This is a genomic window from Pseudoalteromonas sp. PAST1, from assembly GCF_021532515.1.
GTDB lineage: Bacteria > Pseudomonadota > Gammaproteobacteria > Enterobacterales > Alteromonadaceae > Pseudoalteromonas > Pseudoalteromonas simplex.
Genome location: NZ_JAKGBH010000019.1, coordinates 71614 through 89039 on the forward strand (window position 1 = coordinate 71614; position 17426 = coordinate 89039).

The following is a 17426-nucleotide window of genomic DNA, read 5'->3' on the forward strand; positions in this document are numbered from 1 at the left end:
AGTTCCACTTTAGGGTAAAAAGTGAGAAAAATACTAGAAACGGGTTATTATTGCCTACTCAAAATTAAGCTGAGCTGTACTTATTTTAAGTTATTAAGTTGTAATCATATGAAGTTATTAAGAAAAGTTATTCACCCAAGTTTAGGAAACGACTACGGCACTGTATTTATTCGTAACACTGCCCGCGCCATTGTTTTAAAAGGTGAACAAATACTACTTTTATACACCGCTCGTTATGATGACTACAGTTTACCGGGTGGCGGGGTTGATAAAGGCGAAAGTATTGAGCAAGGGCTCCTGCGAGAACTTCATGAAGAAACAGGCGCACAACAAATTCAAATAAAGCATTCACTAGGCTTATACGAAGAAATCAGACCTTGGTACAAAGACGACTTTGACTGTGTTCATATCAAATCTTATTGCTACTTTTGTGAAATAAGCGATGAATTTGCTGACCCAAAAATGGAGCACTACGAAGTGCAAAATGGCATGCAACCTAAGTGGGTGAATATATTTGATGCCATCGCACACAACGAAACCACCATGGCAATGAGTGAAAAACAGGGCTTATCGATTCAGCGCGAGACCTTTTTATTAAAGCTGATTGCTGACACTCTTTAAGTTTTTTACATTACTTTACGCAACCCTCAGCCATTGGGGCAGTCTATACTTATAATTAAAGCCAATTATGAGAGTCAACCATGAGTAAAGTAGCTGCCCTTTCTAAGCCAACCATCCTTTTACATTGGACCGTTGCCATTTTGTTTATCGGCGTATTTGCGATGGGCATTTATGTTGCTGATTTTGCCGAGCCACCCGCTAAATTTACTTATATGGGATGGCATAAATCAATGGGCTTAGTAGTATTAGTTTTTGCCATCGCAAGGCTTATTTGGCGCATAAAAGAAGGCGTATTACCTGCAACATCTGACATGCCTAAATGGCAAACCGTAATTGCTCACTTCACTCATGGCTTATTATTACTTGCGACCCTAGCTATGCCGTTATCTGGATTTATCATGAGCTATGCGGGCGGTCGTGCAATTAGCTTCTTTGAGTTTGAGATATTGAGCGCACCAGAAAAAACACCTTGGCTTGCAGATGCAGGCAGCTTTGTGCACCACAGTTCAGTGCTCATTATCGTGGTGATTTTAGCCTTACACGTTGCTGCTGCACTTAAACACCAGTTTGTTGACAAAGATGGCATGCTGAGCCGCATGCTAGGTAAGTCTTAAATAAAATTTAAGCGGGCTTAGGGTTAGCATAAAAGCGCCATAAGCCCACTAAATTACTTATTAAAAACACTGTTTCCATTACCACTGCTAGTGGTGAAAACGCTAATAAATTGTGAACTATCCAGCACACAGTGCCGACAATCATCAACAGGCGTAAGGTAAAATCTTTGCCTTGGAATGAAGCATAGGTTTGCATTAACGTTGCTGCCAGTGCGATAAAGCTAACCCAGCTATGCAATGTTAATAGTACTGCGCTAATACTCAAAAGCATAAATGCTATCATCACCCAAGTTTTGCGCGCAAAAATACAATAGCCATAACGTAGTGCTGCAATCAACATTAAGCTTGCAGCACTGAAATTATCAAGCAGCATAAAATGCACTGATGTCAGTAATACTGAGCTAAACAAACAAGCTAAAATAGCTTGTCTTTGTTTAAACTGAAAAGAAGCCAAATCGAGTAATGTGGCAATGGCAACTAAGCACTGAGATAAAATAAACATAACGACTCCTGAAAAATCAGCAGTGTAATGTTCACTGTTTTGCTGCGCCTTAACTTAAGTTAAGACGCCGTCTAATTCGCGATAAAGAAATCGCTGAAATCCCTAAATACATAGCAACATCGTTTAAGCTTAATTGCTCAAGCCAGTGCGGTTTTTGATCTAATAAATATTGATAACGTTGCTCTGGCGTATTGAGTAATAAAAACGCTTCTTTTGCTTCTTTAAACAATAATTGCTGACTAATTAATTGATATTTAATTGCTTGCCAGTCAGTACTATCAAATAAAACCAAAGGTACCTTAATAAGCTCAGCATCACGTATTACTTTGAGTTGATAGAGCGCAGGGGTTTTGGTTAACCAGTTACCATAAAGCAGTGCAAACTCATCTTGAAAGTAAAACTCTTTACACTTTTGTGTGCCTTGCGATGATGCATGTAATGCACCAAGCACCCCTGATATAATTAAGTAACCCGCATTTTGCTCATCGCCTTGCTGTAATAAAATATCTCCCTTGGCGTATCGCTTAATTGTGCATTGCCCAGCAAGTTTATTACGAAATTTACAAGCTAACTGATGGTAGCTATCACCAAGAGGAAGTAACTGAGCATCGTTCAAGATTGCCAACCTTGCATTAGTAGTTCAGTAATTTGCTGAGCATTAATACCTTCTCTAACAATAAAGCGCTCACCACACCAAAGTGGTGAAAAACCACTATCGCCTTTGGCTTCAGCTTTTGCACGTAATGCGGTCATCGCAATCGACGCATACGGAAAAGGCGGCACTTGCTCTGGCATAGCTCCTAACTCTTGCATGACTCGATTGCTAATACCTCGTGCTGGACGACCAGAGAATAAGGTCGTCAATTCAGTTGAGTCTGGCGCAACCGTTTTTAATACTTCACGATGTAAAGCACTTGTTGTCGCTTCTTCACAAAGTAAGTAAGCGCTCCCCACCTGCACTGCTGCGACACCTAATGCTTGGTATTGGGCGACATCTTCTGCCGTGCAAATTCCACCTGCTGCAATAACAGGTATATCAAGCTCTACACATTCTCGCACTAATTGCGCAGTGGTTGGTTGCAGCGATAAATCCATTGATAAAAAATGGCCGCGGTGGCCGCCAGCTTCAATCCCTTGTGCAATAACCGCATCGGCTCCATTTGCTTGTAACCAACGCGCTTCATCTAACGTTGTGGCTGATGAAAGAACCGTTCCGCCCCACGCTTTTATTTGAGAAACAATCTCTCTACTTGGTAGACCAAAATGAAAGCTTACAACGGCAGGCGTGTAAGGCGCGATAATATCTATTATTTGTTGATTAATTGGCTGGCGCGAAGCATTACGGGTAAATTGTGAGACATCGACAGCAAACTCATCAAAATAAGGTGTAAGCAGATTATGCCAAGCCGTTTGCTGAGCCAGGGTATAGTCGGGTGTTTGATGACAAAAAAAGTTAAGATTGTAAGGCTTATCAGTATGCTGGCTAAGATAATCAAGTTCTGATTTTAGCAGCTCTGCGGAGAGCATAGCGCAAGGTAAAGAACCAAGCCCTCCAGCTTCACACACAGCGACTGCCAGTTTAGCATTTTGCACACCCGCCATCGGCGCTTGAATAATCGCAAGTTCAGTTTTTAACACAGAATTTGTCATTACATATTCCTTGTAAGTTTTTCAACCTAATGCAGTTTTTACAGAGTTTAAGCTTCTCAAAGGCTAACTGAAAAATAAAAGTCTTCTAAAACAATAAGCTATAAAAAGCAAAAAATAGGTATTAGCTTTGCAGACTAGCTCCTACAACTTTGTAAGGAGATAATGATGACTGATACTGTTACTACAATCAATCCAACTAATGAACAAACGATCAAGACTTATAACTTATTGTCACTGCAACAAGCACAGAGTGAAGTTGACCAATGTCATCAAGCATTTTTAAAATGGCGCACTACATCCCATGAGCACCGCGCAAAATTACTTAATAAACTTGCACAAGTAATTGATTCTAATCAACAAGAATTAGCCCAACTAATGACCGATGAAATGGGTAAGATTTACCAACAGGGCCTTCAGGAGGTTGAGCTTTGTGCAGCAATTTGTCGTTATACCGCTGAGCAGGGACCAAAAGTGCTTGGCGATGAAAAGCGAGATATGCAAGACGGACATGCAATTATTAGTTACCAACCAATTGGTGTAATACTTGGTATTCAACCATGGAACTTCCCGCTATATCAAGTCATTCGCTATGCTTGCGCGAATGTTATGGCAGGTAACACCACAGTGCTAAAACATGCTGGTAATGTATTTGGCATGGCCGAAAAGATTGAACAATTATTTAAACTGGCTGGTTTTGACGATTATTGCTTTAAGAACTTACTTATTGATGGTAAAACCGCAAGCGAACTAATAGATCACTCAGCGATTCGTGGTGTAACCTTTACTGGCAGCGATGGCACAGGCAAAAAAGTCGCAGAGCGAGCAGCTAAACAGGTTAAGAAAACCGTGCTCGAATTAGGCAGTAACGATGCATACATCGTACTTGATGACGCTGATTTAAATACGGCGATTACCGCATGTACGCAAGGTCGTTTGATAAACAACGGACAAACCTGTGTTGCGGCAAAACGCTTTATTGTGGTTGATGCTTTATATGATGATTTTAAAGCTCTAATCAAAGAGCAATTTGAGCAAGTTGTTCTTGGCGATCCGAACGATGAAAAAACCACGCTTGGCCCAATGGCTCGTAAAGATCTGCGCGATCAGCTTCATCAGCAAGTCACTGACTCTGTAAATGCAGGTGCTACTATTATCACGGGCGGTAAAGTTGCTGAACACACCGGCTTTTATTACACCCCGACCTTGCTTGAAAATATCAAACCGGGCATGCCCGCTTATGACGATGAATTATTTGGCCCTGTGGCATCACTTATTCGAGCCAAAGATAACGCAGAGGCAATGCAAATTGCTAATGATTCACGCTATGGTCTTGGCGGCGGTATTTTCTCAAAAGATGAACAAGCAGCCATTGAGCTTGCAAAGCTTCACTTTGACACCGGTATGGTAAATATCAATGGTTATGGTCTTGCGCAACCGAACTTACCATTTGGTGGTGTAAAAGACAGTGGCTATGGCCGTGAACATGGCGGTTTTGGACTACGAGAATTTGTTAATATCAAAACCATTATGGTCAACGACTAATCACTATTAAGGGCTCATTAGAGCCCTTTTTTATATCTGATTGTGCCGTCCTTAATAAGGTTATCACTTTTCATACCAATCCGCTTAATTAAGTAGTCTATTTTGAGGCAATAAAACCTCGTTGATAACAAGGCAAAAATTTCGTTATTTAGTTGTTCTAAATGAGAAATTTTTAACGCAGTTAGCGACAGGTTTTATCCCTCAAAATGATTAAGTATTATTGCGGGTTGGTATTAAACATTGGCACTTGTTGCTTCGAGGCTGCTGGCATTTTTAACTCATCCACTGCTTTTTCTTTATCAATCTGCTCTTGTTGTTTTTGGTTGTCAGAATCGGGGTTATAAACAAGCTCTGTAAGAAGTGCAAAATGGTCTGAGCCATACTTTGCCAAACGCTCAATACGCTTAACACTAAACTCATTACTATGAAAAAGATGATCAAGTGGCCAGCGCATAAAGAAATAACTGGCATGAAAGGTATTAAAAAAGCCGCGGCCTTTACGTGGGTCTAACAAGCCACTAATACGCATAAACAAACGGGTACTTCGCGACCAAGCAACATCATTTAGATCTCCTGCAACAATACAAGGTCGCAGTCTGTTTTTAAGTGCTTTTGCTAAGATAATTAGTTCAGTATCACGCGGCCGTGAGCTGTCTTCTTCCGTGGGGCTCGGAGGTGCAGGATGAATAAAATGCCCTTGAACTTCTACGCCATCTGCATCTTCAAACAAAATATGGATTGAGGGGATATCGCTTTCTATAAGCTCACAAACTTGCTGTTGTTTAATTTTAAACTTGCTGTACAAGTGCATACCATAACGATTATCTTTTGGGCAGTACACTCGATACGGGTATTCTTGCTCTAAACTGCTCAGTTCATTCTGCCAAGTTTGATCAGACTCTAACGTAATGAGTAAGTCTGGTTGGTGCGAGTTAACTAAAGCAATGAGTTTGTCATATTCGCTGTTCGACATCAGTACATTTGCCGACATAATGCGAATACTGTGCTTATCGGTTTTATTGCTTGAAGCAACTTCTTTATTAGCGAACCTTGTGTAAGGGTAAATCCAGCCAACTTGTAAAAGCAACACGACGATACTCGCCAGAGCACAACCAATATAAGGCGCGGAGCCCGTGCGACTGATTAAATAGCTTGCAGCAATTAAACTCGCACAAGCAAGGTAAACCACTTGCAAGCGTACAAAGTCACAACTGCGAATTAAATAATGTTGGGAATATGAAAATGGCAAGATTGAGACCACTAGCAGCATGGCCAATAGTGAACCCAATCCATAAGTCATGATCGATTCAAGCAAAACTAGCGGCTCAGAATAGAAATAATTTCTCGGGTGTCTTCCACTAAACGCACAACAGTATCGTCAACTTGAATTGAGATTAGACTATCTCTGTCTCGAGATTTAATCACTTTACCGCGGCGGTAAATATCACGGTCAAGAATATCGCCTTTACGTAATTTCTTCTGCCAACCGGGTGGTAAATCGCCACCATTATCAAGTTTCTTTTCAAGGCCAGGTGGTAGACTTTTATCTTTGCCCTTATCCTTGTCTTTATCTTTTGCAAGTGCGCCAGCCGTCACTAGGCTTAAACCTATCACTGCAACTGTTAACAATGCTTTCATGCGAGTGCTCCTTCTATGAGTCCCAATTAAGCGTAGCAAGTTTTTCTGAACTGGGTATGAAACCAGCTAAAAAAAGCCGCTAAGCGGCTTTTGACAGGATTAACGATGGCGAGTAACGATTGATAAAATCTCTCGCGTATCGTGTACTAGATGAATAAGGCGGTCATCGATTTCGATGGCAATAATGCCATTTCGGTCGCGACGTTTAATCACTCGCCCATGACGATATATATCACGGTCAAGAATATCACCATGGTGATAACGCTTATACCAACCAGGTGGTAAGCCACCACCATACCCTACTTTTTTGTATAAACCGGGTGGTAAGTCACGGTAGCTGTAATGGTCGTATCTATCGTAACGATCATGTCTGTCATGATGATGGTGATGTTTGTGGTGTTTTTTATGCTTTTTACGTTCGTGCTTATGTTCGTATCTATCGTGGTCACGATCATGTTTCGCGTTTGCTTCCATAGGTATCAAACTCAAACCTAAAACAGCAACTGAGATAGTAATTAATTTATTCATAAAAGAGACCCTCAACGTTTGCTCTTGATAAAAAGCCTAACGTTTTAGCCTGAATCATAGATGAAGGGTTACAATTTAAAAACGTAACTGTTTACATATCAACACATTAGAAAGCTAACCTTTACATTTCTTTAAACTTCTTTGGCACTATTTACGAAAAATCGAGTCTGAGTTACAGTTCCGTTTGAGGCGTTTGTCGTTATATTTGCAACATAAACAAAGGCTTCCTCACAACATAATAAGGATAATTTATGAATGTTCTAAAATGGTGTTTGGTCATTAGTATTACTGCACTAACGGGCTGTAGTGCCATGATGAGCCAATATGGCAATCAAAAAACGCAATCAAGTTCATTGGTTGAGTACCTTTACCCAGACCAACAAGATAGAGCTGCACACCAAGCAACGATTCCAACTTTGAACTTACCAGCCACGGTAGGGATTGCCTTTATTCCTAACAAGTACAATGATGGCTTGCATCATGGTGATGAAATCGCACTGCTAAATAAAGTTAAAAAGCAGTTTATGCAATATGACTACATAGACCGTATTGAAGTGATCCCAAGTACTTATTTAAAAGGCAGCGAAGGATTTACCGCATTAGAGCAAGTATCACGATTATATGATGTGGATATTATGGCGCTTGTTTCATACGACCAAGTGTCGCAAAGCTTAGAAAATAACGCAGCATTTTTATATCTAACGATTGTAGGTTTATATGTTATTCCGGGCAATGAGAACTCAGTACAAACCTTTGTAGATACTGCCGTATTTGACGTGAAAAGCCGAAAAATGCTGTTTCGCGCGCCAGGTATTCATAAAGCAGAGCAACGCAGTACAGCAATTGGCATCGATGAAGTCGCTAAAGAGCAGTCGCTGGCAAGCTTTAATGGCGCTGTTGATGACATGATCACGAATCTCGATGCTGAATTAGCGCAATTTAAAACCCGCGTAAAAGAAGAAAGAGTGGCCAATGTCACACACAGAAATGGCAGTGGCGGCAGTAGCTTATTCTGGTTAGTGGCAGTACTGGCAGGTTTTGCCGTACATCGCCGTAGTGCATAACAGACAAAGTTATTAATCGAGAAAGCTTTTACCCATCCTAAAAAGCAGTTACCCTTTGGTTTTTGTTGTACCTAACCAAAGGGTTTTCATGAAGTTGTCGATACTTTCAGTGCTTGTGGGCACCTCATTATTTAACCAACAAGCCATTGCAAATAATGAACTAGAACATATTACAACGACCGCATCACGCAGCGAAGTATTGGCAGATCCATTGCCTGTAGTGGTCAGCAGTATTTCACAGAAGCAACTGGCGCTTATCGCTCCAACTCACATTGAACAAGCCCTTAAACAGGTTGCTGGTGCTAATCTTCAACACGGTAACGGCCAAGAGTATTTACCCGCTTTACGTTCGCCTGTACTTTCTGGCGCAGGTGCATGCGGTGGCTTACTTACTGCCGAAGATGGTATTCCACTTCGCGCAGCTGGTTTTTGCAACATCAATGAATTATTCGAAGCCCACACTGAAATGGCTGAACGCATCGAAGTACTGAAAGGCCCGGGCTCTGCACTTTATGGTTCAAACGCTGTACATGGTGTAGTCAACGTGATCACTCCAGATACAACCTATAACCACAACCAACTTGGTTTTGATTACGGCTCGTTTGGCTACACCCGCTACAAACTAGGTGCGGGTCGTGATTTTGGCGAACAAGGTTTAGGTATTAATGCCACTATTACTCGAGATACGGGTTATCGTGATGACGAAAGTGTTGACCAAGAAAAGCTCTCGCTACGTCACCGTTTTGATGGCGAAAAACTAAGTGTAAGTACAGGCCTGACTTACACCCATTTAGATCAACAAACAGCTGGCTACATAGAGGGCTTTGAAAGCTACAAGGATAAGCAAATAGCTCAGTCTAATTTTGATCCTGATGCATTTCGTAAAGCCCGCTCTTTGCGTGTTTGGTCAAAGCTAAATTGGACACAAGATGAGGCTAACAGCTTTACCCTTACGCCTTATATCCGCGACCAAGACATGACCTTCTTTAAGCATTTTTTACCGGGTACTCCCCTTGAAGAAAATGCTCAGCAAGGTGTTGGCCTACAATCAAGCTGGCAGCACAAGTTAACCGGCTCTAGCCTGTTAACTGTTGGCTTTGATGGTGAGCTTACAGATGCTGACTTTTTACAATATCAAGACAGTCCCACTCAAGGCTCAGCATTTTTAGTCGCCACCGTGCCTCAAGGCAAACATTATGATTATCAAGTAACAAGCACCCTATTAGCACCGTTTGTGAATCTTGATTGGCAACTTGATGAGTTACTTATCAGCCTGGGTGGTCGATACGAGCGTATGCGTTATGACTACGACAACCATATGTTGGCTGGCCGCACAAAAGAAGATGGCACAGCATGCGCCATGGGTGGGTGTCGCTATTCTCGACCAGAAAGCGGCGAAAATCGCTTTACTAACTTTTCACCTAAGCTTGGTTTAAGCTATCAATATGCTGAAAACCAGTTTATCTACGCCAATGCTTCAGAAGGTTATCGAGCACCGCAAGCGGCAGAGCTTTATCAGTTGCAACGCGAACAAAATATCGCAGATCTTAAATCTGAAACAGCTAAAAACCTAGAGCTTGGTTTAAAAGGTCAACAAGCACAGCTGCATTATGTAGTTAGCATTTATGCAATGAATAAAAAGAATACCATTTTCCGCGACAGTGATTTTTATTACGTCAATGATGGCCAAACTCAGCATCGTGGTGTTGAGCTTGAGTTAGCTTATGCCATTACACCAAGTCTATCGATGCAGTTAGCCGCAAGCCACGCCAAACATACATACAGTTATGACCAAGTACTCAGCGGGATTAACATCAATGGTAATCTTATTGATACTGCTCCACGTAACATCGCAAACTTGCAGCTACTTTGGCAAGCAAACGACATTACGCGTGTTGGTCTTGAGCTACATACCACCAGCAGCTACTTTACTGATCCTGAAAACCAGCATAGTTACCAAGGCCACTCATTAGTAAATTTACGAGCGGCGTGGCAGCTAACAGCTAACCTTAGTGTGACGGCACGAATAAACAATTTAACCGACGAGCGTTACGCAGAGCGTGCTGACTACACCACATTTAGTGGCGACCGCTACTTTCCGGGTAGACCGCGCAATGCCATGTTATCAGCAAGTTATCAGTTTTAAATAACCGCATTTTTTGGTGAGCTATCTCATAGTTCACCCACGCTGTTTCGTGTTTTGGTATGATAAATGTACCTCTTGCTATTACTCCTAAACAGCGTGACATCTTCTCAAAATCTAATTCGTAACCTTCTTTTAGTGCTGGGCATTTTTCTTATTGCAGCCAGCTTACGAGCCCCGATCACTGGCATTGCACCGGTACTTGAACAGATCATTGAACAGTTTCAGTTAAATGCATCGCAAGCCGGCATGTTGACGACTTTACCTTTAATCGCGTTTGCCATTGCCTCACCTATGGCGGCAAGTCTTGCTAAAAAGTGTGGCCTTGAAATATCACTGTTTATTGCCCTTGTACTCATAGGTATAGGGGTTGTCTCTCGGGTTATTGATTCTGCCACCGTGCTTTTTATTGGTACCGCAGTAATTGGTGTCGGTATCGCGATTGGTAATGTGTTATTACCAAGCCTAATAAAACGTGACTTTCCACACAAAGTGGCAGTAATGACGTCGAGTTATGTTTTGGCGATGGGCATATTTGGTGGCAGCTATTCAGCACTCATCATTCCGCTCGCTGAATACAAAGAAGTTGGCTGGCAATTGGCGCTTGCCAGTTATGCCTTATTGGTTGTGCTGGCTATTATGGTGTGGTTACCACAACTTAAGCAACATACCATGCCAAAACAGGCATATGTGTCAAACAATACACAAAACAAAATTTGGCACTCTGCACTGGCTTGGCAAATCACCTTATTGCTCGGCTTTAACTCCTTTTTCACTTATATCATGCTTGGTTGGCTACCCAGTATTTTAATAGAAGGTGGCCATAGTGCGCAGCACGCGGGCGCTTTGCAAGGCGCCTTTCAAGTAGCCTCTGCGCTACCAGGTATTGTGCTTATTCCTCTGCTTGCCAAATTAAAAGATCAACGCATCTTAACGCTAAGCTTGGCATTACTTGGCGCGCTTTGTTCTGTTGGATTATTAGTTGCGCCTAGTTTTGCGATGCTTTGGTCAGTCACCTTAGGTTTTTGCTCAGGTGCCTGTTTTATCTTAGGCTTATCATTTGTAAGCCTACGTACTCATGACTCAATGCAAGCCGCTGCGTTATCGGGTATGGCGCAATGTATCGGGTATTTATTGGCTGCCACAGGCCCTATTATTGCGGGCGCCTTACATAGTTATTTCAACAACTGGGCGGGAGCACTTTGGCTGTGTATGGCATCAAGCCTATTGTGTGCTTTATTTGGTTACTTAAGTGGCCGAAATATCACCATCGGCCAGCAATAAATATGAAACCACAGCTATTTAGGGGCGGTTTCAAAGGCACTCATATTACTAAGGTTATCGAGCCAAGGTTTATGTGAGCGATACCAAATATGCGCTTTAGGGATGAGCTCATCAGCTTGCTCTACGGCGCCAATACGTAAGCCATAAATACGTTCACCTGCACCGACAGAAGTCGCGTACAAAGCTGTACCACAATTACCACAAAACCCTTGCGCACGTTGGTTGCCACTTTCAGCTATTTTTATATATTCTTTTGGCTTAGCACCTGTAAAGGTAACTCCATCTGGCGCAGACACCACAACCGTACGAAAAGGCGCACCTGAGATAATTTGGCAATCAGTGCAGTGACAGTTTATCACTTTATTTTCATCAACGTTTGCATGGTAAGTTACCTCACCACAATGACAACGACCGGTAACCTTCATATTAAACTCCTTGTTGAGATGACTGCTCTTTTACAGGGTAATGATTAGCGTGTTTCAAGCTTTGTAAATCATTAAAACGTACCCCATGCTGAGCCATAATAGGATGTATTTTTTTGCTTATCAATTGCCTGATATAAAAGGGCTGATTCGGCACAAAATGATGGATTGTGTGGGTACGACCAAAATCAAAACAAAATAGTTGAAACGGTAAAAACCAGCGGCTGGTGATCACATGCGTTTGCTCAAGCAAATTATTTACACCGCCATAATAATGCATTGAAGATGTCACTAAGTTAAGAGAACTCGAACGAATAATATTAGGCACGATAAGTACCACCATTAAAAACTCTGCCATCGCCAATAACTCAGCTCCCCACGGCGGCAATGTAAATGGCTGTACGAACTGCACTGCATAATAAGCAATTACCCCGTAAAGAATCGCAAAATACGCAGTAGCAATCGGAAAGCCCGCATTAAATACACGGAAGAACTTAAAACCACTAATTTCTTTTTTAAATCGCTTGGTATTGATTAACAAACCTAGCAAGCCATCAGTAATGACCAAGGCTCTCAACAAGGGCGACTTAATACCATTGCCTACTAAACGCTCTTCTAAATCTTGTGAGGTGCCGGATACTTTATGGTGATGTAAGTGAATCTTTCTGCGATACCAAGGGTTCACCGTATTAGGCCGCATAAGCCACACGGTTAACATCATAAAGTTATGTATAAAAGGACGATTACTAAAATACTGCTTATGGATAAGGTCATGCTCAAGCTCATGCGATATTGAGGTAATAAAGGCAGCCAGAATGATGCAAAGCCACGAGGGAATAACCGCTAAGTAATAAAGTGTCGCAACACCGAATAGTGAACACAACGACACCAGCAGAATTACCATCGCAATTTTATTCTGTTGGTTAAGTATAGGGTAACGCGCTCTTAACGACTGCTCTTCGGCCTTAATGGCTGTAACAATCGCCTTGATGTTTTGCTTTGCGGTTAATTTTGACATAGTAAGCTTTTGCTAACTGCTTAATACCAAAATCATACCGTAATTATCTACTGCTCTCGAGAAAATTGCGTTAAAAATGGTATTACATCATTTGCTGGTAATGGCTTAGAAAAGTAATAGCCTTGGATATAATCGCAGCCTGCTTCGGTAAGCACCGCCAATTGCTCGCGCTCTTCAACCCCTTCAGCAACGACCTTAATACCCAATACTCGACTCATTTGGATAATCGATTTAACCAGCGCTTCGTCACCTAAATCAACATGAACTTCATCTATGAAAGACTTATCAAGCTTGAGTACATCAACAGGGAAACGGCGTAAATAACTAAGAGATGAATAACCGGTACCAAAATCATCCAATGAAATTAAGCAACCCGCCTCTTTTAATTGAGTAAGCACATCGAGATGGTTAGTATTTTCAGGAGCTAAAACACTTTCAGTTAATTCAAAAGAGATTTGTGACGGCTTAACCCCTTGATTGTTGATAATTTCAAGCCATGCATTACGCTCAGGATTAAACTCAGTAAACTCAAATAAAGACCGATTTACGTTAAAAACAACATCGTTATAACCTTGCAGCTCTAACGCTTTTATTTGCTGACAAGTCTTAACCAACACCAGCTCACCAAGTGGAATAATCACTCGAGACTCTTCTGCTAACGGAATAAACTCCGCAGGTGATACCCATTGCCCTTGATTATTCCAACGCACTAAACTTTCGAATTTAGCAACCGTGTTATTTTCTATATCGATAATAGGTTGAAAATAAACTTCAATTTCGTCGTTTTTCACTGCCAAAGTTAGCTGATCTATTAGCAAGTTTTGTGTTTTTATTTTGTTATCCATTTCAGTGCAGAAAAATAAATACTCTGTACCAGCTTGCTTTGCATTGAGAGTTGCAAGCTCAGCTTGTCTTATCAAGCGGCGTGCTATTTTTTCGATTTTATGTTCAGAGGAAGAAATATAACGTTGCTCAAAACAGCTGATCCCAAGAGTTACATATACTTGCTGGCTAATACCACCAATTGAAAAAGGCTCAACCAACAATGCTGTAATTTGCTTACAAACATGTTCTAGCTCACTAATATGTTGATAGGTTTGTAAAATAGCAAAGCTATCACCATCTATTCGTGAAAAGGCTGATTCTTTAAAACAGCTTTCAAGTCGCTCAGCTAGTTTACATAAGACTTTGTCACCAAATGTTAGGCCATATACCGTATTAATATTCTGAAATTTATCAACATCAAAATAAATTACTGCCAAGTTTGTATCTACTTCATCTTGATATGCAAGAGACGAAATTAAAGTACACAAGTACTCTTTAAAGTAAAAACGATTAGTTAACCCTGTAAGTTGGTCGTGGTTAGCGTGAAAATAAATTTTTCGCTCAGCTTCTTTTTTCTCGGTAATATCTAAAATAAACGCCACATAGCAATCCTCAGCATTATTTTGCATTTTGGTTATTGATAAAAATTGCGTATATAACTTACCTTGCTTAGTTTTATTGGTAATTTCACCAGACCATTTGCCTTCAGTATTAATCTGATGCCACATAGCTTTATAAAAATGTGGATCATACTGGTTTGAACTTAAAATTTTAGGGTTTTCCCCTAAGACTTCGTCCAGCGAATAGCCCGTCATTTTAGTGAAGGCAGTATTTGCATAGGTAATTTCTACATTGTGGTCGCAGATAAAAATAGCTTCGTGGCTTTGTTCTATTAACTGATTAGAAAAATCTAGCTTAGCAATGAAACGGTCTTTTTCAATTTCACGCTGGATTAAACCTGTAAATAACGAAAAGAAAGATTCGATTGATAACGCATCACTTATTTCATGCTGAAAAAGCGCTACCAGAATGGTATTTGTCTTGCCAGAAATGCTTTGTAATGGCACACCCACATAAGCTTCAATATCCATATCAACAAGCAATTGATCATTAGGGAATAGCTGCTGAACACCTGAGTTGTAACTTGAAACACTGCCACAGCTGACATCATTGCATGGTGTACAGCGAATATCGTAGCTGATGTTTTCAACTATTTCGTCATGCGCAACTAAAGCAATGGTTGTCGCATATAAAGTTGACTCATCGACTTGAGCCAAAAAAACATGCGAAGCACCCAGCACTTCTGATAAAGATAGGCATATTGCATTATAAAAGTTCTCACTTTTAAGATTTGAAATACTTTCAACAATACGCTTTAAATCGTATGTACCCATGTTATGCCACCCAACCGTTTTTTCCGCTAAGAGTCTGACTTAACCTGAACTAAAGACGGTAAATTCTATTATATTAAGCACTTAAACACCATGGTACTCTAGTCGAAAGCGGTTAACTTTCAAACAAATAAGCATACATTTTTCATGGTTATTTCAAAAGTAAGCATAGTTTGAAGTTTACAGGTTATAAATAGAACAAAAGTTATTTTAATCTGGGGTGAATTAGTACTTAGATTTGAGTTATAGGTCTTAGGCTCTGGGTGCTAGGCAAAATACCCCCTTGGGGCTGAGGGTGGTTTCAAAACCCAACAACCGCAAAGCTCGGCTAAAAACTGACAGCTGATGGCTGGTAGCTTTTTCAGACATAAAAAAACCCTAACCAATTGGCTAGGGTTCAAAAGTGGTACCAGTAGGCGGACTTGAACCGCCACGCCCGAAGGCAACGGATTTTGAATTTGTGCAAGAGCATAGGTAAGAACTTAAGCTATTGATATTTAACCATTTTATTTTTCATAGCTGTGACAAAATGTTGTCACAATGGCAAAAAATCGTCACAGTTTTTTATAGAATTTACTTGAAGATAAACACTCGCGATCACGGGCTTTATGCCATTTTAGGCGTTAGTGTTAAGCTTAAAAAACACAAACCATCTGCACCTCAAACCGATAACTTTCTTGTTCTTCGTAAACCCTAACACTTAAAACTAGGTCACTATGGCCTTCGTTTCTCGTCCATAAATCCACTAGAACATCCCAATAATCTCTTTGCCAAATATAGACAGATGAATCCCATGCCTCTTCAGGTAAGCTAATCAACTCTTCATTGTAATCTTCAATGTAAGAATTTATTTGGTTTGAGGTAGCCTCAGGTAATTTCGACACTAATGGAATTTTACCTATTGAGTAGTGGTCATTTTTAACGAGGCACTCTACAACGGCGCATAATGTTTGTCGCCACTCAAAAGGTATTGGTAGCTCTTTTTGTTCGTCCTTAGTAACCATTGAGTCTCCTTATATCTATTTATTCTTTCTCTTAAGTGCAATATGCGGACATTGATCACTATAGTTTCCAGTTAGATGTAAGTTCTAAGCTTGTGCGTTATCAAATCTTTACCTGTACATTTTTTATATAGTGCACATAAACTTTTATGTGAAACATTAAGCTCTTCAAGCGCATACTCACAAAAACACAACATAAAATCAGGAGCCATATGATCTTCTTTATTTGTAACGTGCTCAATTAAACTGTCAGTTATATGCTTTATTTCCGCTATACCTTCGTAGGCTTTTTCAGCGAGATCAAACAAGTCAGTATCTAATGCTGGCAATTCAAAAAATATCTTATCAAATACAATTGTAGATACTTCATAAACAGGAGCTCCGCCTCCACCGCCATCGTTTCTTTTTTCTTCTAAACGGCAACCATTTGGATATTTATTAACAACAAAATAATTACTTTCATTCCAGCTATTTTGAATGCCTTTTAAGTGTTCCCTTAAAGACTTTATAACCCAGTTATTCTTCTCTATTTCATTTGATAAAAGCCTTTTTATTGCAGCAATTTTACGCCTGTCCGCCATATGTCTTCTATAGAACTCGAATAACTCTTTTAATATAAAAAGAAAAATAGCAACAATAACAGTAATGGGAAGTACATTTGAATTCATTAATACACCTTAAGCCCGCATTTGCAGCTTGTTTGCAACGCAGTGGAAAACCTATTCGATAATATGCGCTTGCTACACCAAGTGGCGTTGTTTCCTAAAAGTTTGAACTATCTTGCCAGCCTGTGATCAGATCATCTATATCCTACTAGCCCGTGCAACAACAATGAGCAAAATCACAAACTGGTCTCACTATAATCAAGCCCTCGTTAACCGCGGTAATATTCGCTTCTGGTTTGACGAAAAAGCAACGCGTCATTGGTATAACGAATGTACTCACGGCGGGCGTGGCCGCTCTAATCATTTCTCTGATCTTGCTATTGAAACTTGCTTAACACTCAAAGCTGTCTTTGGCTTGTCGTTCAGGGCACTACAAGGGTTCACACAATCGGTATTATCTTTGATGAAGCTTCCGCTTGAAGCCCCAACCTACAGTTGTCTGTGTAAGCGCAGTGCTGAGTTGAATATTAAATTTCGCAGTAAAGTCCGCACCACTGGATTTGTAGATATTGTAGTTG

General features: G+C 40.7%; 18 protein-coding genes. 7 read left to right on the forward strand and 11 right to left on the reverse strand.

What is annotated here, in order from left to right:
- Nucleotides 1-108 precede the first annotated feature (108 nt).
- A complete protein-coding gene (locus L1272_RS11240) occupies nt 109-621 on the forward strand; it encodes an NUDIX hydrolase (protein ID WP_054552613.1) in 513 nt (170 codons plus the stop codon).
- Nucleotides 622-701: 80 nt separating this feature from the next.
- The gene (locus L1272_RS11245) at nt 702-1235 is read left to right on the forward strand and encodes a cytochrome b (protein ID WP_235373432.1); all 534 of its coding nucleotides are present in this window, start codon (nt 702-704) and stop codon (nt 1233-1235) included.
- A 7-nt stretch (nt 1236-1242) separates the two neighbouring features.
- On the opposite strand, the gene L1272_RS11250 is transcribed toward L1272_RS11245, so the two are convergent.
- From L1272_RS11250 to L1272_RS11260, 3 genes are read right to left on the reverse strand one after another with little or no spacing between them, the layout of a single operon-like run.
- Nucleotides 1243-1737 (reverse strand): YgjV family protein, encoded by a 495-nt coding sequence (locus L1272_RS11250; protein WP_054552615.1) that lies wholly within the window; start codon nt 1735-1737, stop codon nt 1243-1245.
- A 49-nt stretch (nt 1738-1786) separates the two neighbouring features.
- Nucleotides 1787-2353: a Crp/Fnr family transcriptional regulator gene (locus L1272_RS11255; protein ID WP_235373433.1), complete on the reverse strand. Its 567-nt coding sequence runs from the start codon at nt 2351-2353 to the stop codon at nt 1787-1789.
- Nucleotides 2350-3387: an NAD(P)H-dependent flavin oxidoreductase gene (locus tag L1272_RS11260; RefSeq protein WP_235373435.1), complete on the reverse strand. Its 1038-nt coding sequence runs from the start codon at nt 3385-3387 to the stop codon at nt 2350-2352. Before L1272_RS11260 ends, L1272_RS11255 begins: the two co-directional genes overlap by 4 nt.
- Nucleotides 3388-3552: 165 nt before the next feature.
- Between L1272_RS11260 and L1272_RS11265 the strand changes: the two genes are divergently transcribed.
- The gene (locus L1272_RS11265) at nt 3553-4929 is read left to right on the forward strand and encodes an NAD-dependent succinate-semialdehyde dehydrogenase (protein WP_138600346.1); all 1377 of its coding nucleotides are present in this window, start codon (nt 3553-3555) and stop codon (nt 4927-4929) included.
- 217 nt (nt 4930-5146) lie between these two features.
- On the opposite strand, the gene L1272_RS11270 is transcribed toward L1272_RS11265, so the two are convergent.
- From L1272_RS11270 to L1272_RS11280, 3 genes are all read right to left on the reverse strand, one after another.
- The gene (locus L1272_RS11270) at nt 5147-6229 is read right to left on the reverse strand and encodes an endonuclease/exonuclease/phosphatase family protein (protein ID WP_235373436.1); all 1083 of its coding nucleotides are present in this window, start codon (nt 6227-6229) and stop codon (nt 5147-5149) included.
- 17 nt (nt 6230-6246) lie between these two features.
- Nucleotides 6247-6567, reverse strand: a complete 321-nt coding sequence (locus tag L1272_RS11275; RefSeq protein WP_235373438.1) for a hypothetical protein — start codon at nt 6565-6567, stop codon at nt 6247-6249.
- 99 nt (nt 6568-6666) lie between these two features.
- Nucleotides 6667-7095, reverse strand: coding sequence for a hypothetical protein (locus L1272_RS11280; RefSeq protein WP_235373439.1), 429 nt, complete (start codon nt 7093-7095; stop codon nt 6667-6669).
- Between the two features lie 251 nt (nt 7096-7346).
- Between L1272_RS11280 and rhlP the strand changes: the two genes are divergently transcribed.
- The 3 genes from rhlP to L1272_RS11295 all read left to right on the forward strand — a co-directional run bounded on the left by rhlP (nt 7347) and on the right by L1272_RS11295 (nt 11586).
- Nucleotides 7347-8159 carry a rhombotarget lipoprotein gene (gene rhlP, locus L1272_RS11285; RefSeq protein WP_235373440.1) on the forward strand — a complete coding sequence of 271 codons (813 nt, stop codon included), beginning with the start codon at nt 7347-7349 and terminating at the stop codon, nt 8157-8159.
- 88 nt (nt 8160-8247) lie between these two features.
- Complete coding sequence (locus L1272_RS11290) at nt 8248-10305, forward strand: TonB-dependent receptor (protein ID WP_235373441.1); 2058 nt, start codon at nt 8248-8250, stop codon at nt 10303-10305.
- A 66-nt stretch (nt 10306-10371) separates the two neighbouring features.
- Nucleotides 10372-11586, forward strand: coding sequence for an MFS transporter (locus L1272_RS11295; RefSeq protein WP_235373442.1), 1215 nt, complete (start codon nt 10372-10374; stop codon nt 11584-11586).
- 14 nt (nt 11587-11600) lie between these two features.
- On the opposite strand, the gene L1272_RS11300 is transcribed toward L1272_RS11295, so the two are convergent.
- The 5 genes from L1272_RS11300 to L1272_RS11320 all read right to left on the reverse strand — a co-directional run bounded on the left by L1272_RS11300 (nt 11601) and on the right by L1272_RS11320 (nt 16911).
- Nucleotides 11601-12011 carry a GFA family protein gene (locus L1272_RS11300; protein WP_235373443.1) on the reverse strand — a complete coding sequence of 137 codons (411 nt, stop codon included), beginning with the start codon at nt 12009-12011 and terminating at the stop codon, nt 11601-11603.
- Between the two features lies 1 nt (nt 12012).
- Nucleotides 12013-13026, reverse strand: coding sequence for a fatty acid desaturase (locus tag L1272_RS11305; protein ID WP_235373445.1), 1014 nt, complete (start codon nt 13024-13026; stop codon nt 12013-12015).
- A gap of 47 nt (nt 13027-13073) precedes the next feature.
- A complete protein-coding gene (locus L1272_RS11310; RefSeq protein ID WP_054552627.1) occupies nt 13074-15245 on the reverse strand; it encodes a putative bifunctional diguanylate cyclase/phosphodiesterase in 2172 nt (723 codons plus the stop codon).
- A gap of 632 nt (nt 15246-15877) precedes the next feature.
- Nucleotides 15878-16246: a DUF7668 domain-containing protein gene (locus tag L1272_RS11315; protein WP_235373446.1), complete on the reverse strand. Its 369-nt coding sequence runs from the start codon at nt 16244-16246 to the stop codon at nt 15878-15880.
- A gap of 71 nt (nt 16247-16317) precedes the next feature.
- The gene (locus L1272_RS11320; protein WP_235373448.1) at nt 16318-16911 is read right to left on the reverse strand and encodes a hypothetical protein; all 594 of its coding nucleotides are present in this window, start codon (nt 16909-16911) and stop codon (nt 16318-16320) included.
- A 163-nt stretch (nt 16912-17074) separates the two neighbouring features.
- On the opposite strand from L1272_RS11320, the gene L1272_RS11325 reads away from it, so the two are divergent.
- Nucleotides 17075-17426: transposase (locus L1272_RS11325; protein ID WP_235373449.1), on the forward strand; the 352-nt coding region annotated here is incomplete at its 3' end.

What these genes read in the sequence shown, in the direction of transcription:
- L1272_RS11295 (WP_235373442.1), top strand. Translation starts at nt 10,372, where the DNA reads ATGTACCTCTTGCTATTACTCCTAAACAGCGTGACATCTTCTCAAAAT.
- rhlP (WP_235373440.1), top strand. Translation starts at nt 7,347, where the DNA reads ATGAATGTTCTAAAATGGTGTTTGGTCATTAGTATTACTGCACTAACG.
- L1272_RS11305 (WP_235373445.1), bottom strand. Translation starts at nt 13,026, where the DNA reads ATGTCAAAATTAACCGCAAAGCAAAACATCAAGGCGATTGTTACAGCC.
- L1272_RS11245 (WP_235373432.1), top strand. Translation starts at nt 702, where the DNA reads ATGAGTAAAGTAGCTGCCCTTTCTAAGCCAACCATCCTTTTACATTGG.
- L1272_RS11300 (WP_235373443.1), bottom strand. Translation starts at nt 12,011, where the DNA reads ATGAAGGTTACCGGTCGTTGTCATTGTGGTGAGGTAACTTACCATGCA.
- L1272_RS11240 (WP_054552613.1), top strand. Translation starts at nt 109, where the DNA reads ATGAAGTTATTAAGAAAAGTTATTCACCCAAGTTTAGGAAACGACTAC.
- L1272_RS11270 (WP_235373436.1), bottom strand. Translation starts at nt 6,229, where the DNA reads ATGACTTATGGATTGGGTTCACTATTGGCCATGCTGCTAGTGGTCTCA.
- L1272_RS11265 (WP_138600346.1), top strand. Translation starts at nt 3,553, where the DNA reads ATGACTGATACTGTTACTACAATCAATCCAACTAATGAACAAACGATC.
- L1272_RS11280 (WP_235373439.1), bottom strand. Translation starts at nt 7,095, where the DNA reads ATGAATAAATTAATTACTATCTCAGTTGCTGTTTTAGGTTTGAGTTTG.
- L1272_RS11275 (WP_235373438.1), bottom strand. Translation starts at nt 6,567, where the DNA reads ATGAAAGCATTGTTAACAGTTGCAGTGATAGGTTTAAGCCTAGTGACG.
- L1272_RS11320 (WP_235373448.1), bottom strand. Translation starts at nt 16,911, where the DNA reads ATGAATTCAAATGTACTTCCCATTACTGTTATTGTTGCTATTTTTCTT.
- L1272_RS11315 (WP_235373446.1), bottom strand. Translation starts at nt 16,246, where the DNA reads ATGGTTACTAAGGACGAACAAAAAGAGCTACCAATACCTTTTGAGTGG.
- L1272_RS11260 (WP_235373435.1), bottom strand. Translation starts at nt 3,387, where the DNA reads ATGACAAATTCTGTGTTAAAAACTGAACTTGCGATTATTCAAGCGCCG.
- L1272_RS11310 (WP_054552627.1), bottom strand. Translation starts at nt 15,245, where the DNA reads ATGGGTACATACGATTTAAAGCGTATTGTTGAAAGTATTTCAAATCTT.
- L1272_RS11250 (WP_054552615.1), bottom strand. Translation starts at nt 1,737, where the DNA reads ATGTTTATTTTATCTCAGTGCTTAGTTGCCATTGCCACATTACTCGAT.
- L1272_RS11290 (WP_235373441.1), top strand. Translation starts at nt 8,248, where the DNA reads ATGAAGTTGTCGATACTTTCAGTGCTTGTGGGCACCTCATTATTTAAC.